The 16,800-nt window shown below is 63.0% G+C and carries 16 protein-coding genes; 9 read left to right on the top strand and 7 right to left on the bottom strand.

What is annotated here, in order from left to right; translation table 11 throughout:
• Positions 1-45 precede the first annotated feature (45 nt).
• The 5 genes from E8Q40_RS00440 to trpS all read right to left on the bottom strand — a co-directional run bounded on the left by E8Q40_RS00440 (position 46) and on the right by trpS (position 3,652).
• Positions 46-600: a NifU family protein gene (locus tag E8Q40_RS00440; protein WP_137042535.1), complete on the bottom strand. Its 555-nt coding sequence runs from the start codon at positions 598-600 to the stop codon at positions 46-48.
• Positions 601-692: 92 nt separating this feature from the next.
• A complete protein-coding gene (locus tag E8Q40_RS00435) occupies positions 693-1,061 on the bottom strand; it encodes a VOC family protein (protein WP_137042534.1) in 369 nt (122 codons plus the stop codon).
• 65 nt (positions 1,062-1,126) lie between these two features.
• Positions 1,127-1,810, bottom strand: a complete 684-nt coding sequence (locus E8Q40_RS00430) for a YafY family protein (protein WP_137042533.1) — start codon at positions 1,808-1,810, stop codon at positions 1,127-1,129.
• A 166-nt stretch (positions 1,811-1,976) separates the two neighbouring features.
• Positions 1,977-2,471, bottom strand: a complete 495-nt coding sequence (locus E8Q40_RS00425; protein ID WP_137042532.1) for a universal stress protein — start codon at positions 2,469-2,471, stop codon at positions 1,977-1,979.
• A 134-nt stretch (positions 2,472-2,605) separates the two neighbouring features.
• A complete protein-coding gene (gene trpS / locus E8Q40_RS00420; RefSeq protein ID WP_137042531.1) occupies positions 2,606-3,652 on the bottom strand; it encodes a tryptophan--tRNA ligase in 1,047 nt (348 codons plus the stop codon).
• A gap of 478 nt (positions 3,653-4,130) precedes the next feature.
• On the opposite strand from trpS, the gene E8Q40_RS00415 reads away from it, so the two are divergent.
• The 8 genes from E8Q40_RS00415 (at position 4,131) to E8Q40_RS00380 (ending at position 11,814) form a co-directional block, all read left to right on the top strand.
• The gene (locus tag E8Q40_RS00415) at positions 4,131-5,132 is read left to right on the top strand and encodes an adenosine kinase (protein WP_137042530.1); all 1,002 of its coding nucleotides are present in this window, start codon (positions 4,131-4,133) and stop codon (positions 5,130-5,132) included.
• 100 nt (positions 5,133-5,232) lie between these two features.
• On the top strand, positions 5,233-6,198 hold the full coding sequence (locus E8Q40_RS00410) for a hypothetical protein (protein ID WP_137042529.1): 966 nt from the start codon (positions 5,233-5,235) through the stop codon (positions 6,196-6,198).
• A gap of 124 nt (positions 6,199-6,322) precedes the next feature.
• Positions 6,323-7,186, top strand: a complete 864-nt coding sequence (locus E8Q40_RS00405) for an MBL fold metallo-hydrolase (protein ID WP_205995629.1) — start codon at positions 6,323-6,325, stop codon at positions 7,184-7,186.
• Positions 7,187-7,411: 225 nt separating this feature from the next.
• Entirely contained in the window at positions 7,412-7,780 is a 369-nt protein-coding gene (locus tag E8Q40_RS00400; RefSeq protein ID WP_246662965.1) for a hypothetical protein, read from the top strand.
• A gap of 177 nt (positions 7,781-7,957) precedes the next feature.
• Positions 7,958-9,271 carry an aromatic ring-hydroxylating dioxygenase subunit alpha gene (locus E8Q40_RS00395; protein WP_137042527.1) on the top strand — a complete coding sequence of 438 codons (1,314 nt, stop codon included), beginning with the start codon at positions 7,958-7,960 and terminating at the stop codon, positions 9,269-9,271.
• Between the two features lie 147 nt (positions 9,272-9,418).
• On the top strand, positions 9,419-10,906 hold the full coding sequence (locus E8Q40_RS00390; RefSeq protein ID WP_137042526.1) for a glutamine synthetase family protein: 1,488 nt from the start codon (positions 9,419-9,421) through the stop codon (positions 10,904-10,906).
• A 94-nt stretch (positions 10,907-11,000) separates the two neighbouring features.
• On the top strand, positions 11,001-11,177 hold the full coding sequence (locus E8Q40_RS00385) for a DUF1328 domain-containing protein (protein WP_137042525.1): 177 nt from the start codon (positions 11,001-11,003) through the stop codon (positions 11,175-11,177).
• 148 nt (positions 11,178-11,325) lie between these two features.
• Positions 11,326-11,814, top strand: a complete 489-nt coding sequence (locus E8Q40_RS00380) for a hypothetical protein (RefSeq protein ID WP_137042524.1) — start codon at positions 11,326-11,328, stop codon at positions 11,812-11,814.
• A 75-nt stretch (positions 11,815-11,889) separates the two neighbouring features.
• On the opposite strand, the gene gyrB is transcribed toward E8Q40_RS00380, so the two are convergent.
• On the bottom strand, positions 11,890-14,319 hold the full coding sequence (gene gyrB / locus E8Q40_RS00375) for a DNA topoisomerase (ATP-hydrolyzing) subunit B (protein ID WP_137042523.1): 2,430 nt from the start codon (positions 14,317-14,319) through the stop codon (positions 11,890-11,892).
• Between the two features lie 380 nt (positions 14,320-14,699).
• Here gyrB and E8Q40_RS00370 point away from each other — a divergent pair, with 380 nt between their 5' ends.
• Positions 14,700-16,454 carry a chloride channel protein gene (locus tag E8Q40_RS00370; protein ID WP_137042522.1) on the top strand — a complete coding sequence of 585 codons (1,755 nt, stop codon included), beginning with the start codon at positions 14,700-14,702 and terminating at the stop codon, positions 16,452-16,454.
• 5 nt (positions 16,455-16,459) lie between these two features.
• Here the strand turns inward: E8Q40_RS00370 and E8Q40_RS00365 are convergent, their stop codons facing one another.
• Complete coding sequence (locus tag E8Q40_RS00365) at positions 16,460-16,663, bottom strand: hypothetical protein (RefSeq protein ID WP_137042521.1); 204 nt, start codon at positions 16,661-16,663, stop codon at positions 16,460-16,462.
• Positions 16,664-16,800: the final 137 nt, after the last annotated feature.

The raw sequence follows: 16,800 nt of genomic DNA, 5'->3' as shown, positions 1-16,800 counted from the left end.
ACTACTGGATGCCCCGCTTTCGCGGGGCATGACAGCAGTGGAAAATCAAACCGGCCGGACTTCCGTCACTTCCGGCACGAAATGCCGGAGCAGGTTCTGGATGCCGTGCTGCAAGGTGGCGGTCGAGGACGGGCAGCCCGAGCAGGCGCCCTTCATCTGCAGGTAAACGACACCTTCCTTGAAGCCGCGGAAGGTGATGTCGCCGCCGTCGCCGGCCACGGCCGGGCGCACGCGCGTCTCGATCAGGTCCTTGATGGTGGCGACCGTCTCGCTGTCGGACGCCTCGAAGAACTCGTCGTCGTCGGCAGGCTCGGCGCCGCTCGCCACGATCGGCGCGCCGGACATGTAATGCTCCATGATGGCGCCGAGGATCGCCGGCTTCATCTGCTGCCAGTCGCCATCGGTCTTGGTGACCGAGATGAAATCGGCGCCGAGGAATACGCCGCCGACATTCGGAATGTCGAACAGCTTCTCGGCGAGCGGCGATTGCGCCGCGGCCTCGCGCGTCGGCATGTCGAGCGTGCCCTGATTGAGCACCGGCTTGCCGGGCAGGAATTTCAATGTCGCCGGGTTCGGCGTCGATTCGGTCTGGATAAACATCTCAGGTTCTCCCATCCCGCCGGGTTCAAGGCCCGGCGGACACCCCTTACATGGGCGGTTTGGGAGAGCCGGTCAACCGGACCGGAGGCGGCTCAGGACGGGTTCGGAGCCAGCACGCGCAGGCGATGGCCGTCCGGGTCCAGCGCCACGAAAGTATGCCCGAAGTCCATCTTCTCGGGCGCCTGGGCGATCCTGAAGCCGCGTTTGACCCACTCGGCGTGGAAGTCCGTCACGGCCTTGGCGCTGTCCATGGTGAAGTCGAGTTCCAGCGCGCCCGGCCCCCCGGCAGGTGCCGGTTTGACCTCGTCCTGCACCCACAATCCGAGCATGACCGGCGGCATCGGGAACATCACGAAATTCGCCGACGATTCGACCGGCTCGGTGCCGAGCAGGCCGCGATAGAAATGAGTGCTGGCGGCGATGTCCTTGACGTACAGCACAACGAGTCCGAAAGGCAGCATGGTTGATCCTCCTCTGTGATGCGGGAGGCTTAGGACGCGTCGCTGTCAGTTATTGTCAGTAGCGATCACCGCGGCCCAATGCCCATCTGCTTCCGCCATTCCTTGAGCATGACCGCCCGGCGCTTTGGATAGCGCGTGTCGGTTTCGGCAAGGCCGCCAATGCGGTCGATGCGGAAATGCCGGTAGTCGTTGCGCAACTCGCACCACGCCGCGACGATGCGGGCGTTGTCGAAGAAGCCGACCGCGAAAGGCCAGATCGTGCGGTGGGTCGCCGCGCTGCCGGCATCGCGATAGTCGATTGCCAGCTTGCGCTCGCGCCGGATCGCGTCACGGATCGGCGCCATCGCGTTCAGTTGTTCCTTGGTACGCGTGACGATCAGCAGACTGGGCGTCTCGAATTGCGCGCGGCGGTCAGGCGGCAAAACTGCTGCGACCTTGGCCATCACATCCATGGCCGCTTGCGCAAGCCGCGGGTCGCCGTTCTCCGCCACCCAATGCGAGCCGAGCATCAGAGCCTCGACTTCGTCTTCGGTGAACATCAAAGGCGGCAGCGTGAAGCCGGGCCGCAGCACGTAACCGAGACCGGGCTCGCCTTCAATCGGCGCGCCCTGTGCTTGCAGGCTGGCAATGTCGCGGTAGAGCGTGCGCAGACTGATGCCGAGTTCGCTCGCCAGCACGTCACCGCTGACCGGGTGACGGCGACGGCGCAGCAGTTGAACGAGATCGAGCAGGCGGACGGCGCGCGACATCGGAGAATGATCTACGGAAGTTGACACAAACTCCGTTCATTCCCGCGAAAGCGGGAATCCAGGAGCCACAACGCTAAGTCTGTCATCCTGGCTCCTAGGTCCCCGCTTTCGCGGGGACGAACGGAGAAGCTGAATTCGCGTAAGTCCCACGCCTCGCTTGAGAGGCTTACGCCATCGCCTCCAGTTCCTCGTCGCTGAGCGAGCCCGGCACGATGGCGATCGGGATGGGAAAGGTCGCAGCGGTTTTCGACAGGCCGGAGATCAAGGGGCCCGGGCCTTCCTTGCCGGTGCCGGCAGCGAGCACGAGAATGCCGATGTCGGTGTCCTCTTCGATCAGCTTCAGGATCTCATCGTTCACCGTGCCTTCGCGAATGACGCGGTCGGGTGCGGCGCCGGTGATCCTCTTCACCATGGCGCCGAACCTGTCGAGCGCCGCATTGGCGGCTTCCATCGCTTCGGCCTTCATGATGTCGGCGACGCCGAGCCATTGCTGGCTACGCTCGCTGGTGTCGATGACGCGCAGCATCACGATCTGCGTCTGGGTGCGGTTGGCGCGCGAGGCCGCCCAGAATACGGCGCGATCGCACTCTTCCGAGTCGTCGATGATCAGCAGGTATTTGCGTTTGTGGCCGGCCTCGTTGCTGCGGCGTTTCTTCGGCATCGGGGCTCCCCTTGACGGATGTCAGCAATGACGGACGCGCAAGCCGCCCATGCTGCCACGCCGCGACGGCACGCGACAAGCCTCGCTTGCGCGCGGTACTGCTCGCATTTTACGCAACGGAAGCAGCGTCTGTGTTATCGGCCTACGAAGCCAACGATTTCCTTGACGGCTTTCATTGTTTTGCCGGCGATCGCCGAAGCGCGCTGCGAGCCGTCAGCGAGAACGGCGTCGATATAAGCGTGATCCTGCACCAGCCGCTTCATCTCGCCGCCGATCGGCCCGAGCGCGGCGACGGCGAGATCGACCAGCGCCGACTTGAAATTCGAAAACTGCGCGCCGCCGAATTCGCGCAACACGTCGGCCTTGGTCGTATCGCTGAGCGCGGCGTAGATGCCGACGAGGTTGTCGGCTTCGGGGCGCGGCTCGAGCCCTTTTTCTTCGCTCGGCAATGGCTCCGGGTCGGTCTTGGCCTTGCGGATCTTCTGCGCGATAGCGTCGGCATCGTCGGTAAGATTGATGCGCGAATAATCGGATGGCTCCGATTTCGACATCTTCTTCGAGCCGTCACGCAGGCTCATGATGCGCGTCGCCGGGCCCTGGATGATCGGTTCCGGCAAGGGGAAGAACATATCGCCGAAGCCGCGCGCGGCGATCGACTCGGAAAAGTCGTTGTTGAATTTCTGCGCGATGTCGCGGGCCAGTTCGAGATGCTGCTTCTGGTCTTCGCCGACCGGCACATGCGTGGCGCGATAAACCAGGATGTCGGCCGCCATCAGATTCGGATAAGCGTAGAGACCGACCGACGCATTCTCGCGGTCCTTGCCGGCCTTCTCCTTGAACTGGGTCATGCGATTGAGCCAGCCGATGCGGGCGACGCAGTTAAACACCCAGGCGAGCTCGGCGTGCTCGTGCACCTGGCTCTGGTTGAAGACGATGTGTTTCTTCGGGTCGATGCCGCTGGCGATGAAGGCTGCGGTAACCTCGCGCGTGGCGCGGGTCAGGCCTTCGGGGCCGCCCCAGACCGCGATCGGCACCGTGATCGCATGCATGTCGACGACGCAATAGATGCAGTCATGGTTGTTCTGCAGTTCGACAAAACGCTTGATGGCGCCGAGGTAATTGCCGAGGTGCAGGTTGCCGGTCGGCTGGACGCCGGAAAAAACCAATTCCTTGAATGACATAGCGGTACCCTTAACGGCCTGCGCAGGTGGAGCGCGCTGCGGGGGCGTCTATCTCACGCCGGGGCGGCGTGATGCAAGGGGGCTTTATATGCGTCGCCAGCCCGTCGCGTGGGCAAAGCAAGGTTTGTGACGGCGGACGTTGAATGCTAGAGCCTGTCCGGCTTTGATAGAATCAAAGCTGGGGCCCTAGCTTATTTTTCGACGCGTTTTCTTCACGCGAACCGGTTTCCACTTCGCTCGAAAACGCTATAGGTGAAGCCGCTTCGTTCGCGCGCCCGGTGAGCTCATGAGCAAAGACGAACTTGTCGTTCAGTTGGTGAAGATCGTTCTCGGCATTCTGATCGGGGGCTACTTCCTGTGGTGGAGTCTCGAAGTGCTCAAGAGACTCCCGCCGGTTCATTAGGGCTTTGAGGCCCGCTGCGCCGTTCTTTATAGTGCCGCGCGTCTGACGTGCGCCGCCTCAAGAAAAGGATTTTCCATGACCGCTCCCCGCTACGACGTGCTCGGCATCGGCAATGCCATTGTCGACGTGATAGCCCGCGCCGAAGACGACTTCCTGGTGGCGCAGGGGATGCACAAAGGCGGTATGGCGCTGATCGACGAAGTGCGTGCTGCCAAGATCTACGACGCCATGGGTCCGGCGACGGAAGCCTCGGGCGGCTCGGCCGCCAACACCATCGTCGGTGTCGCGTCGTTCGGCTGCAAGGCGGCCTTCGTCGGCAAAGTGAAGGACGATCAACTCGGCAAGGCTTTTGCCCACGATATCCGCGCCGCGCGCGTCGCCTTCGAAACCAAGCCGGCGAGCCACGGTCCCTCGACCGCGCGCTGCTACATCATGGTGACGCCGGACGGCGAGCGCACCATGAACACTTATCTGGGCGCGGCACAGGACCTCAAGCCCGCCGACATCGACGAGGACATGATCGCGTCGGCGGCGGTCGTGTATCTCGAAGGCTATTTGTGGGACCCGCCGCACGCCAAGGAGGCCTTCGTGAAGGCCGCCGACATTGCCCACAAGGCCGGCCGAAAAGTGGCGCTGACCCTGTCGGACTCATTCTGCGTCGATCGCTATCGCGGTGAATTCCTCGATCTCATCCGCAAGGGCACGGTCGACATCGTCTTCGCCAATGAGCACGAGCTGCACAGTCTCTATCAGACGTCCGACTTCGCCACCGCCGCCGTGGCGCTGCAGAAGGACGCGAAGCTCGCCGTGGTGACTCGCAGCGAGAAGGGCTGTGTCGTGGTGACACCGGACCGGACCGAAGCCGTTGAGGCCATGCGCGTCGACAAGGTCGTCGACGTGACCGGCGCTGGCGATCTGTTTGCGGCCGGCTTCCTGTCCGGGCTCGCCCGCGGCAAGGACAACAAGACCTCGGCCAGGCTCGGGGCTCTGGCGGCGTCGGAAGTCATCCAGCACATGGGCGCCCGGCCGGCCGTGTCGCTGCAGGCGCTGGCGGCCGAAAACGGCCTCATCCTGTAGGCCACCGGCCGAGCGGCAGGCTGGTCCTCTCCGAGCGTCGGTAACCAATTGGAAACCTTTAATGGTTACCGATTGGTGAACACCTGCCCGGAGCAATCCCATGGCCGACAGCAACGAGTCCGAACGCAAAGGTTTCGAGCAGAAGGGTGATGATCGCGGCCTGTTGCCGCCTGCCGCCAGCGCTGAGCCAACGGCCGAGACCACCGCCAAGGCACCAGGCGATTTGCCCGAGGTCGAATCGCCGTCGATCTCTCCGGCCGTCAGCGAGCCGGTTGCTATCGAGGAAGAGAAGATCGAACCGAAGGCAGAGCCCGAGATCGAGGCCGCGCGGAGCGAAACGCTTCAGGCGCTGGTTCTGGTGCCGCGCAAGTTCGACAACGAGCCGCCGTTCGAGCCGCTGGAGATTGAGGAGCCGCGCCGCCGTGCAACGCTCAAGCCGCGCCACTGGCGCGCCATGCGGCTCGCTGCCGCTGTTACTCTCGCTGCAGGCTTTGGCGCCATCGCCGGCACTTACGTCATGGGCGGCTTCAAGGACGCGCCGAAGGTCGATGTCGCCGCCCAGGAAGAAAAGAAGGCGATGCAGCAGTCCATGGCCAAGATGGCCAAGGAGCTGACCGCGCTCAAAGCCAATCTTGAGGCTTCGAGCAAGTCATCGCAGACGCAAACCGCGAGCCTTGAAAAGAGGATCAGCGACAGGATCAACGAGCGCATCGCTGAGCGTTTCAAGAAAGAGCAGGCCGAGGTCACCGGCTCGATCTCGCCGCCGCAGACAATGCCTGCCACGCCGGCCTATGCCGACGTGCCGACGCCGAAGCCGGCGCCCCGTATGGCGATGGCACAGCCCCAGACATCGCGCCCGCCCATCGTGCGCGACTGGTCGGTGCGTGGTGCCCACAATGGCTATGTCTACGTGCAGGGCCGTTCCGGCGACGTCTATCAGGTCGTCCCCGGTGCGCCGTTGCCTGGTCTCGGGCCCGTCGAATCGATCCGCCGTCTCGATGGCCGCTGGGTGGTGACCACGCCCAAGGGCATCATCGTGTCGATGCAGGACCGTCGCGCCTTCTAAGAGCGCCGCGTCAAGCGGCCAAATCACGCGATCAAGCGCCGCTTCATATTGCCGTGAGGCCGGTGGCGGCCGCATCCGAACCATGTCAGATTTGACGCCGCCGGATCAGCGCGGACCGTTTGACATGGGAAGCACGACTCTGAGGATTGCACTGCTGGCGGCGGGGCTTGCCGGCGGCTTGAGCGCTCAGGCGACGGCGCAAGGCGTCTCTCCGGCGCAGCCAGCCAAACCGGAAATGCGCGAGAACTGCCCGGGGCTGGTGGCATCTCGTTCGCCGTTGTTTCAGCGCGCTTCGTTCGACCCTGCTGCGTTGAAGCTCGCGACGCTCGCCGCCGATCAGGTCCGCATCACCTTTGTCGGCCACTCGACGTTTCTGATCGAAAGCCCGCAGCTCGTCCGCATCGCGACCGACTACAACGACTACGTTCGGCCGAATGTGCTGCCGGACATCGTCACGATGAATCACGCGCATTCGACCCATTACACCGACCGCCCCGACCCGGGCATTCCCCATGTGTTGCGCGGCTGGGCTGGCAACGAGCGGCCGGCGCGTATCGACATGACCTTCAAGGATGTGCGCGTGCGCAATGTGCCGACCAATATCCGCACCTGGGGCGGCGGCGAGACCGAACGTCATGGCAATTCGATTTTCATTTTCGAGATTGCCAATCTTTGTATCGCGCATCTGGGCCATCTGCATCACACACTGACGCAGGCGCAGCTTGACGAGATGGGCCGCGTTGATGTGGTGATGGTGCCGGTCGATGGCAGTTACACGCTTGATCTCGACGGCATGATCGAGGTGCTGCACGCGTTGAAGGCGCCGCTCCTGATCCCGATGCACTACTTCAGCGGCTACTCGCTCGACCGTTTCCTCACGCGCATGCGGCAGGAATGGGAGGTCGAAGTTCTGGAAATACCATCGACCGTGATTTCCAAGACAACATTACCAGCGAAGCCGAAAATTTTAGTAATGCCGGGCCATTAGGGGGACGACGTCGGCCCTGGTCAATTTCCGGGCATGCCCGAATATGCGGCCCCCCTGTCCGGCAAAAGCGCACTTCTGTGATCCCTGTCACGTGGATGTGAGAGGGGATTCGCTTAAGAAGGGCGCATAGCTGATATTTATCAACACGTCCGAGTTGACGGCGCGCAACCAATGCTTACGTCGTGTGTTCTAACACGGGTTTCTGCCGGGTAAGGGCTTACGGTCATGGTACAGAGTTGGAGTGCGTGGAAGCGGTTTCCCGACGCGCAGGCGGGTGGTGTTGTCGAAGCACCGATAGGGCCTGGCGTCTATGAAGTGCGGCACACGATGACTGGCCGCGTCGTCGCTTTCGGTTCGGCGAACAATGTCGCCAATGCGATCTCCGAGCTCAAGGTCAACGGTGGCGTGAGCGCCTTCGCCCGCCTGTTTGGCAAGCAGCCGTTGGTGTCGCGCGTCAACGATCTCGAATATCGCACCTATGCCACGGCCAGCCGCGCCGAGGCCAAGACCGCCGCGCGGAGCCTCAAAAGCTTGCGCCAGAGTGCCTGGCGCCGCCGCCTCGACCACGGCATGGCCGCACGTCACGCCGGCTGACGCGAAACATATTTCCGATATCGAAAAAGCCGGCCTAAGCGCCGGCTTTTTTCGTGCATCGACGTCTTTTTCATCCTCCCGGTCTGTGATCGAATAAGTCCAAAGCAAAACTGCCGACCGCCCGTGAAAACAGCAGCCGGTCTGCAGACGACGCAAAAGACACGAGGGGAAGCCACCATGCTGAGCGCCGAACAGAACGATCTCATCACCCGCACCGGGCCGGGCACGCCGGCCGGGCGGCTGATGCGGCAATATTGGCAGCCGGCGGCGCTGGTGGACGAGCTCAAGGGCAACCGGCCGATCAAGCCGGTGCGGTTGTTCGGCGAAGACCTCGTGATCTTCAAGGACGACAAGGGCCGCTACGGCCTCGTCGGCCGCCACTGTCCGCACCGCGGCACCGATCTCGCCTTCGGTCGCCTGGAAAACGGCGGCCTGCGCTGTGCCTTCCACGGCTGGCTGTTCGATGTGAACGGCAAGTGTCTCGAGACGCCGGCCGAGCCCGACAACAGCAATCTCTGCGCCAACATCAAACAGAAGGCCTATCCGGTCGTCGAGAAGAGCGGCATCCTGTTCGCCTATCTCGGCGGTGGCGAGGCGCCCGCGTTTCCGCATTTCGACTGCTTCGTCGCGCCCGACAGCCACACCTTCGCGTTCAAGGGCATGATCGACTGCAATTGGCTGCAGTCGCTCGAGGTCGGCATCGACCCCGTGCACACCTCGTTCCTGCATCGCTTTTTCCACGACGAGGACCCGACCAAGGGTTACGGCAAGATGTTCCGCGACAACACCAAGGACGCGGACATGCCGATGACCCAGATCATGCGCGAGGTGACGCGGCCGCGCATCGAGGTCGACGAGACCGATTACGGCTTCCGCATCGTGACGCTGCGGCAGATCAGCGACGCATCGACCCATGTGCGCGTCACCAATCTCGTCTTCCCCAACGCCTTCATGATTCCGATGAGCCGCGAGATGACGATCTCGCAGTGGCATGTGCCGATCGACGATACCAAGCACTATTGGTACGCGATCTTCACGTCGTTCGGAAAGGCGGTCGACAAGGACACGATGCGCAATCAGCGCCTCGAACTCTATCAGTTGCCGGACTACATCCCGAACCGCAACAAGAGCAACGATTACGGCTTTGATCCGCACGAGCAGGAGAGCGAGACCTATACCGGCATGGGCGCCGACATCAACGTGCATGACCAGTGGGCTTGCGAATCCATGGGCACGATCCAGGACCGCACGCAGGAACATCTCGGCACCTCGGACAAGGCAATCATCGCCTATCGCAAGCTGTTGCGGCAATCGCTGGAGAAATCCGGCAAGGGCGAGAAGCCGATCCTTGTCGTCGACGACAAGGAAGCGGCCAGTATCACCGGTCCGCTGGCGATCGACGGCATCGGCCCCGTTCATGACTGGAGGGCATATTACCAGCGCTCCGAAGCCGAGCGGCGCGAGGCGATGAGCTGGAAGGCGGGGGCATAAGTGCGCACGTTCTTTCTTATCCCTCCCCTGAAAGGGGAGGGTCGCCGCGCGAAGCGCGGCGGGGTGGGGTCGTCTTCATTGAAACGTGACCCCCACCCGATCCGCTTCGCGGATCGACCTCCCCCTTGCAGGGGGAGGTAAAGCGAGATGCCGCCGCGTAAGCCCGCCAAATCCTCTCCCTCCTTCGTCTCGCGTCACGGCCTGTGGTCGGACGCGCAGGAGAAGGCCGCGGCCGAGGTCGAGCGCGCCATCAAGGCCAACAAGCTCGAAGTCATTCGCTTCTCATTCGCGGATCAGCACGGTGTGCTGCGTGGCAAGACGCTCGTTGCATCGGAAGCCGTGAGCGCCATGCGTAGCGGCGTCAACATGACGACGACGCTGCTGGCCAAGGACACCTCGCATAAGAGCGTTTTTCCGGTGTTCACCGCGGGCGGCGGCTTCGGCATGGCGGAAATGCAGGGCGGCGCCGATTTCGTTATGATCGCCGATCCGACGACGTTCCGTGTTCTGCCGTGGGCGAACAAGACCGGCTGGTTGCTTTGCGACATCTATTTCGGCAATGGCGCGCCGGTGCCGTTCTCGACGCGTGCGATCTATCGCGATGCCTTGGCCGATCTCGCCAAGGCGGGCTACGACTTTCTCGCCGGACTTGAGGTCGAGTTTCACCTGTTCAAGCTCGATGACGCCATGCTGACGCCGGAGGCCGCGACCTGGCCGCCGCAGGCGCCGAAGGTCAGCCTGCTGACGCAGGGCTATCAGTATCTCACCGAGTCGCGCTTCGACATGGTCGATCCGGCGGTCGAGGTTCTTCGTCATGGCATCGAGAAGCTGGACCTGCCGTTGCGGTCGGTCGAACTGGAGCTGGGTCCGAGCCAGATCGAATTCACCTTCCGCCCGCAGACAAGCCTCGAAGCCGCCGACACCATGATCCTGTTCCGCGCAGCCGTGAAGCAGATCGCGCGCAGGCACGGCTATCTTGCCAGTTTCATGTGCCGGCCCGGCCTGCCCAACATGATGTCGAGTGGTTGGCATCTGCATCAGTCGCTGATCGAGCGAAAGTCGAAGCGCAACGCCTTTGTCGATCCGGACGGACTGTCCAGCCTCGGGCAGTATTATCTCGGCGGGCTGCTGGCGCATGCGCGCGCGGCCGCGGCTTTCACCACGCCGACGGTCAACGGCTACAAGCGCTACCGGCCTTATTCGTTGGCGCCGGATCGCGCCATCTGGGCGCGCGACAATCGCGGCGTGATGATGCGGCTGCTGGGCGAAGCCGGCGCGTCGTCGACGCATCTGGAAAACCGCGTCGGCGAACCGGCGGCCAATCCCTATCTCTATATGGCGTCGCAAATCCGCGCCGGTCTCGACGGCATTGCGAACCGGATCGATCCCGGCGTGTCGGCCGACACGCCCTATGAGACGGCGGCGGCATTGCTCCCGAAATCTTTGGGTGAGGCCGTGACCGCATTGCGGGCCGATGATGTCTTCCGCAACAGCTTCGGCGCGGGCTTCGTCGATTATTACGCCCACATCAAGGATGCGGAGCGGGAGCGGTTCGAGAAGGAAGAGCCGGCCCACGCCGACGATCCGCTGCGGGTCACGCCCTGGGAGCAGCGCGAATACCTCGATCTGTTCTGAATTCACCGGTGCCGCTTCGCGGCATAGTGTGACGCGAGGGAACTCGAACGGCCTGCCGTCGTTCTATCGGCAGCCGTGAATAACGAGGCGCGCCATGCTGAAGTGGGCTTTCATCTTCCTGATCATCGCCATTGTCGCCGGCCTGTTCGGCTTCACCGGTGTCGAAGAAGCCTCGGCGACCATCGCCAAATGGCTGGCCGGCATCTTCCTGGTGCTGTTCGTCGGCGCCATCGCAATCGGGCTGGCGATCGGCGCCAAATTGACCTCGTGACGGCTCGTCCGCAGCGGCACGACTCTACTACTATTCAATAAAATCAAAGACTTGCGGAGCTGCAATGGGGCATCGCCACAAGTGTTAACATTGTTTAAAATGCTAACGATCGGCCTGTCCCGGCCGGTTCTTTGTCAGGAGTAGGGTCATGCGTCGAACTGCCACGATGCTTCTCGGTCTGGGCGCCTTTGTTTTCGTCTGGGCCTTCGCGCCGAGCGCAACCCAGGCCGGCGAATATTACCACGGCGGCTACGGCTATCGCGCCGGCGCCGTCTCGTATTCGTCGAGCTGCTGCTATCGCAAGGTCGTCAGAACCGTTCGCACTGTTCGCTATGTGCGCGTCGATGACGGCTATCGCCACGGCTATTACGCGCCGCGCCATCATCATGGCGCATACTATCACGGATCGCCCTATCGCACGGTAGGCTACAGCGAGCCCTATTATCGTCCCGCGGTGTACAGCGAACCTTATCGCCGGCCTTACCACGACGGCCGTCCGTATCGCTATGATGGCGGGTATTACGATGGCTACCGGCCTTATCGCGTCAGCTATGGCGATAGCTGTACCGTGCGCCGCGTCCGGGTCTCCGACGGTTATGGCGGCTGGGTCTGGGCGAGTTCGCGCGTCTGCTACTGAAGCGACGGCCGCCTGCAAACGAAAAAGCCCGGAGCGGCAGTCCCGCTCCGGGTCTGTTTCATCGAAGCTGAAAGATCAGACGTCCACGCTGGCCGAAAGTGCGTTGTCCTGGATGAACTGGCGGCGCGGCTCGACGACGTCGCCCATGAGCTGGTCGAACAGCACATTGGCCTCGTCAACTTCCTTGATGCGCACTTGCAAGAGCGAGCGGGCGTTGACGTCGAGGGTGGTTTCCCAGAGCTGCTCGGGGTTCATCTCGCCGAGACCCTTGTAGCGCTGCATCGACACGCCCTTGCGTCCGGCGCCGGTGATGGCTTCGAACAAACCGACCGGCCCGTAGATCGGCCAGCTCTCGTCCTTGCGCCGCAAAGTGCCCGGTTTCTCGTAAACCTTCTGCAGCGACACCGCATGCTCGTCGAGCTTGCGCGCCTCGGCTGAGCCGAGCAGTGCATGGTCAATGATGGCGATGCTTTTCACGCCGCGCACAGTGCGGTTGAAAACGAAGCCATCCTGCTCGTTGAACTCACCTTCCCAACCGCGCTCGGTTTCCTCGGCCAGCACGTTGAGGCGCTTGGCGATGAACGGCGCTGCGGCCTTGGCCATCTCTGCATTGCCGAAGATGTCCGGGTTCAGTACGCCGAGAATGGCGGCTTGTTCGACCACCTGACGGCTATAGCGCGAGTGCAGGCCGTTGAGCAGGTTGCGCACGGCACGCGCTTCTTCGACCAGTTTGCGCAGGTCTTCGCCGGCGCGTTCCTCGCCATTGGCGAGTCTCAGCACGGCTTCCTCGACGCCGGTCGCGATCAGATAGTCCTCGAGGGCGCGTTCGTCCTTGAGATATTGTTCGGACTTGCCGCGATTGACCTTATAGAGCGGCGGCTGCGCGATATAGATGTAGCCCCGCTCGATCAATTCCGGCATTTGCCGGAAGAAGAAGGTCAGCAGTAGCGTGCGGATGTGCGCGCCGTCGACGTCGGCGTCCGTCATGATGATGATCTTGTGATAGCGCAGCTTGTCGGCATTGAACTCGTCCCGGCCGATGCCGGTGCCGAGCGCCGTGATCAGCGTGCCGATTTCCTGGCTGCCCAGCATCTTGTCGAAGCGCGCGCGTTCCACATTGAGGATTTTGCCGCGCAGCGGCAGCACGGCCTGGAATTCGCGATTGCGGCCCTGCTTGGCGGAACCGCCGGCCGAGTCGCCCTCGACGATGAAGAGTTCGGACTTGGCCGGGTCGCGCTCCTGGCAATCGGCCAGCTTTCCGGGCAGCGACGAGATATCGAGCGCGCCCTTGCGGCGGGTCAGGTCGCGGGCCTTGCGCGCCGCTTCGCGCGCGGCGGCGGCTTCCACCACCTTGCCGACGATGACCTTGGCTTCGGACGGGTGAATCTCGAACCAGTCCTGCAGCGCCTGATTGACCACGTTCTCAACGACGGGGCGGACTTCGGATGAAACCAGTTTGTCCTTGGTTTGCGACGAGAACTTCGGGTCCGGCACCTTCACCGACAGAACGGCGGTCAGGCCCTCGCGGCAGTCGTCGCCCGTGAGCGCGACCTTTTCCTTTTTCGAGGTGCCGAGCGTCTCGGCATATTGCGTCACCTGCCGCGTCAGCGCGCCGCGGAAACCGGCGAGATGCGTGCCGCCGTCGCGCTGCGGGATGTTGTTGGTGAAGCAGAGCACGTTCTCGTGGTAGGCATCGTTCCACCACATCGCGCACTCGACCGTGATGCCGTCCTTCTCGGCGCGGATCATCACCGGCTTCGGAATGAGGGGCGATTTGTTGCGGTCGAGGAATTGCACGAAGGCTTCGACGCCGCCTTCGTATTTCATCTCCTCGCGCTTTTCGACGGCATGGCGCGCGTCGGTCAGCACCACCGAGACGCCGGAATTTAGAAATGCCAGTTCGCGCAGCCGATGCTCGAGCGTGGCGAAATCGAACTCCACCATCGTGAAGGTCTTCGGCGACGGCAGGAAGGTGACTTCCGTGCCCTTCTGGCCGTTGGCGTCGCCGACCACCGCGAGTGGCGCGACGGTCTCGCCGTCGCGGAACTCGATGAAGTGCTCCTTGCCGTCGCGCCAGATGCGCAGCTTCAGCCAGGTCGACAGCGCGTTGACGACCGAGATGCCGACGCCATGCAGGCCGCCGGAGACCTTGTAGGAGTTCTGGTCGAATTTGCCGCCGGCATGGAGCTGCGTCATCACGACTTCGGCGGTCGAGACGCCCTCGGCATGCATCGCGGTCGGAATGCCGCGGCCGTTGTCGCGCACCGTGCAGGACCCGTCGGGATTGAGTGTCACCGAGACTTCGGTGGCGTGGCCGGCCAGCGCTTCGTCGATGCCGTTGTCGACAGCTTCGTAGACCATGTGATGCAGTCCGGAGCCGTCATCGGTGTCGCCGATATACATGCCGGGACGCTTGCGCACGGCATCGAGGCCCTTGAGGACCTTGATCGAGTCGGCGCCGTAGTCGGACGATTCAGGACGAATATCGCGGGCTGGTTCAGCCATGGATGAGCCTTGGGACAAGCCTTGGGGACGAGCGCTCTCGTCACGCTGAAAATGAATCAGCAAGAGCATTTTGTGTGACACGAAATGCGACCCGCGTACAGAGCAAAGTCGCAAGGCCTAATATGTTGATCCAAAACGGCTTTTTAAAGAGGCGCGACGCCCGGAATCGCCCCTTTTTTGCCCCGCAAAAAGGCCGGTTTTGAGCCTCTGGCCGGGGGCGGTTTCTGGCATCGTCAGGGTGTTTATTCCGGACGGGAAACACGGCCCGGAATGCATGAAGAATCCGCGGTTGCGGACCTGCCTTCCGGCATTGGGCGTTGCCTTGGCGCGCGACCTGGCTTCTAAGCGAGGTCATTCAACGCGAATGCCGGTCGTCCGCAATGAGCGCCTTCAGCGGCTTTGAAGTTCCCCATCGTCTTCGCGCCTTTATCCGTGCCCGCGAGTCCAGCATCATCCTGCTGGCCGCGCTTGCCGGAGGGCTGGCGGGGCTGGTGGTCGCCGGCATGGGCGCGGTTGTAAGCTTCATGCACCTCCATTTTTTCGGCCTGGAGGCGGGCGAGCGGTTGTCGGCGCGCGGCTCGATCGATCCGGTTTATGCCTTCCTGGTGCCGTGCCTTGGCGGCTTGGTGCTTGGTCTCGCCACCCGCACGATTTCGCGCTGGCGCGGCACCGAGGTCGATCCCATCGAGGCCAATGCCTTGCATGGTGGCCGTATGTCGATGCGCGGCAGCCTGATCGTGGCGGCGCAGACCATCTGGTCGAGCGGGGTCGGCGCTTCGGTCGGGCTCGAGGCTGGCTACACGCAGCTGTCCAGCGGTCTTGCCTCGAAAATTGGCGAGGCCTTCCGCCTCCGCCGCAGCGACATGCGCCTGCTGGTGGGCTGCGGGGCGGCCGGCGCCATTGCCGGCGCCTTTGGCGCGCCGCTGGCCGGCGCCTTCTATGCCTTCGAGCTGATCATCGGCAGCTATGCCGTCGGCAGTCTGGCGCCGGTCGGGATCGCGGCGTTGTTCGGATATTTCACGGCCGCGGCCTTCACCCCGGACCACCTCGGGATCGAGGCCGGCCAGATGGCGACGATAGGATTCCGGGATCTCGCGATCGCCGGCGGTTTCGGCCTGCTCGCGGCCTTTTTCGGCATTGGGTTGATGCGCGGCGTTGCCGCCTGCGAACTGCTGCTCGGCCGGGTCGGTGTACGGCCCTGGCTCCGCCCGATGCTCGGCGGCGCCGTTGTCGGCCTGCTGGCCATGATCACGCCGCGCATCATGTCGTCGGGCCATGGCGCGCTCCATCTGACCACTTTGTTCAAGCTGCCGGTCGAGACGCTGCTGCTGCTGTTGTTGCTCAAGGCCATCGCCGCCATTGTGTCGCTCGGCAGCGGCTTTCGCGGCGGACTGTTCTTCGCGTCGTTGCTGATGGGCGCGCTCGGCGGCCAGCTTTTTGCCACCGCGTTGAACACGATGTGGCCGTCGCTCGCGCTCAATCCCGACGCCTACGCGATCATCGGCATGAGCGCGCTCGCGGCCTCCGTGATCGGCGGACCGCTGACCATGTGCTTCATCGCGCTGGAAACCACCGGCGACCTCTGGCTGACCGGCACCGTGCTGATCGCCGTCATCGTGTCGATGCAGGTGACGCGCGAACTGTTCGGCTACTCTTTCGCCACCTGGCGCTTCCATCTGCGCGGCGAGACCATCCGCGGCGGCGCCGATGTTGGCTGGATTCGCGATCTCACGGTGGCGCAGATGATGCGCGCCGACGTGCGGACCACTTCGACCGAGACGCCGCTGCCGGTATTTCGTGAGACCTTTCCGCTCGGCTCGACCAATCAGGTGCTCGCCGTTGATGAGGACGGCCGCTATGCCGGCATGGTGATGGTGGCCGAAGCGCACTCATCCGAGGTTCCAGCGGTAACGCCGCTCAAGGATTTGCTGCGCCACAAGGGCGAAATGCTGTTGCAGCAGATGACGGCGCAGGAAGCGATCAAGGCCTTCGAGAAATTCGAGGCCGAAGCCTTGCCCGTGGTGGATAGTCTCGAGCGCGCGCAGGTGGTCGGTATGCTGTCCGAGGCCCATGCGCTACGGCGGTTTTCGGATGCCTCCGAACGGCAGCGCCGCGCACTCACCGGGGAACTGTAAAACTCCTAACGCGTATTGCGCAGTACGGTGGCGCTGGCGGTCAAATGCCTCTGGTGCTGAAAGCTTGTCTCGTAGTCGGGCACCGGGCGGCTGAACGCGGCCATTGCGGCGGTGAGGATTTCCAGCCGCATTAACTGCATGTCAATGGCGTCGAGCGCGCGATGCATCTCGCACGCCAATCGCTCGACCGGATGTCCTTGTTCCGTCATAGGTGTCCATCACTTCAAAAACGAATCCGCCGTCGTTTCACATACGGCGCAAGGTAAAAGCCGAGGAACTGCAATTGTTCCGGTTTTCCGAGACTTCAAAATATCACGATTAATCGAGCGTTAGTGCGAGCTTGGAA

It is taken from the genome of Pseudolabrys sp. FHR47, from assembly GCF_005153485.1.
In the GTDB taxonomy this organism is placed as follows: domain Bacteria; phylum Pseudomonadota; class Alphaproteobacteria; order Rhizobiales; family Xanthobacteraceae; genus Pseudolabrys.
This window is presented reverse-complemented; position numbering and strand designations above follow the sequence as displayed.

Coding starts and splice junctions, on each gene's coding strand:
- E8Q40_RS00390 (WP_137042526.1), top strand. CDS start 9,419: ATGCCGCCGCGTAAGCCCGCCAAATCCTCTCCCTCCTTCGTCTCGCGT.
- E8Q40_RS00370 (WP_137042522.1), top strand. CDS start 14,700: ATGAGCGCCTTCAGCGGCTTTGAAGTTCCCCATCGTCTTCGCGCCTTT.
- gyrB (WP_137042523.1), bottom strand. CDS start 14,319: ATGGCTGAACCAGCCCGCGATATTCGTCCTGAATCGTCCGACTACGGC.
- E8Q40_RS00405 (WP_205995629.1), top strand. CDS start 6,323: ATGGGAAGCACGACTCTGAGGATTGCACTGCTGGCGGCGGGGCTTGCC.
- E8Q40_RS00410 (WP_137042529.1), top strand. CDS start 5,233: ATGGCCGACAGCAACGAGTCCGAACGCAAAGGTTTCGAGCAGAAGGGT.
- E8Q40_RS00415 (WP_137042530.1), top strand. CDS start 4,131: ATGACCGCTCCCCGCTACGACGTGCTCGGCATCGGCAATGCCATTGTC.
- E8Q40_RS00385 (WP_137042525.1), top strand. CDS start 11,001: ATGCTGAAGTGGGCTTTCATCTTCCTGATCATCGCCATTGTCGCCGGC.
- E8Q40_RS00395 (WP_137042527.1), top strand. CDS start 7,958: ATGCTGAGCGCCGAACAGAACGATCTCATCACCCGCACCGGGCCGGGC.
- E8Q40_RS00430 (WP_137042533.1), bottom strand. CDS start 1,810: ATGTCGCGCGCCGTCCGCCTGCTCGATCTCGTTCAACTGCTGCGCCGT.
- E8Q40_RS00440 (WP_137042535.1), bottom strand. CDS start 600: ATGTTTATCCAGACCGAATCGACGCCGAACCCGGCGACATTGAAATTC.
- E8Q40_RS00435 (WP_137042534.1), bottom strand. CDS start 1,061: ATGCTGCCTTTCGGACTCGTTGTGCTGTACGTCAAGGACATCGCCGCC.
- E8Q40_RS00425 (WP_137042532.1), bottom strand. CDS start 2,471: ATGCCGAAGAAACGCCGCAGCAACGAGGCCGGCCACAAACGCAAATAC.
- trpS (WP_137042531.1), bottom strand. CDS start 3,652: ATGTCATTCAAGGAATTGGTTTTTTCCGGCGTCCAGCCGACCGGCAAC.
- E8Q40_RS00365 (WP_137042521.1), bottom strand. CDS start 16,663: ATGACGGAACAAGGACATCCGGTCGAGCGATTGGCGTGCGAGATGCAT.
- E8Q40_RS00400 (WP_246662965.1), top strand. CDS start 7,412: ATGGTACAGAGTTGGAGTGCGTGGAAGCGGTTTCCCGACGCGCAGGCG.
- E8Q40_RS00380 (WP_137042524.1), top strand. CDS start 11,326: ATGCGTCGAACTGCCACGATGCTTCTCGGTCTGGGCGCCTTTGTTTTC.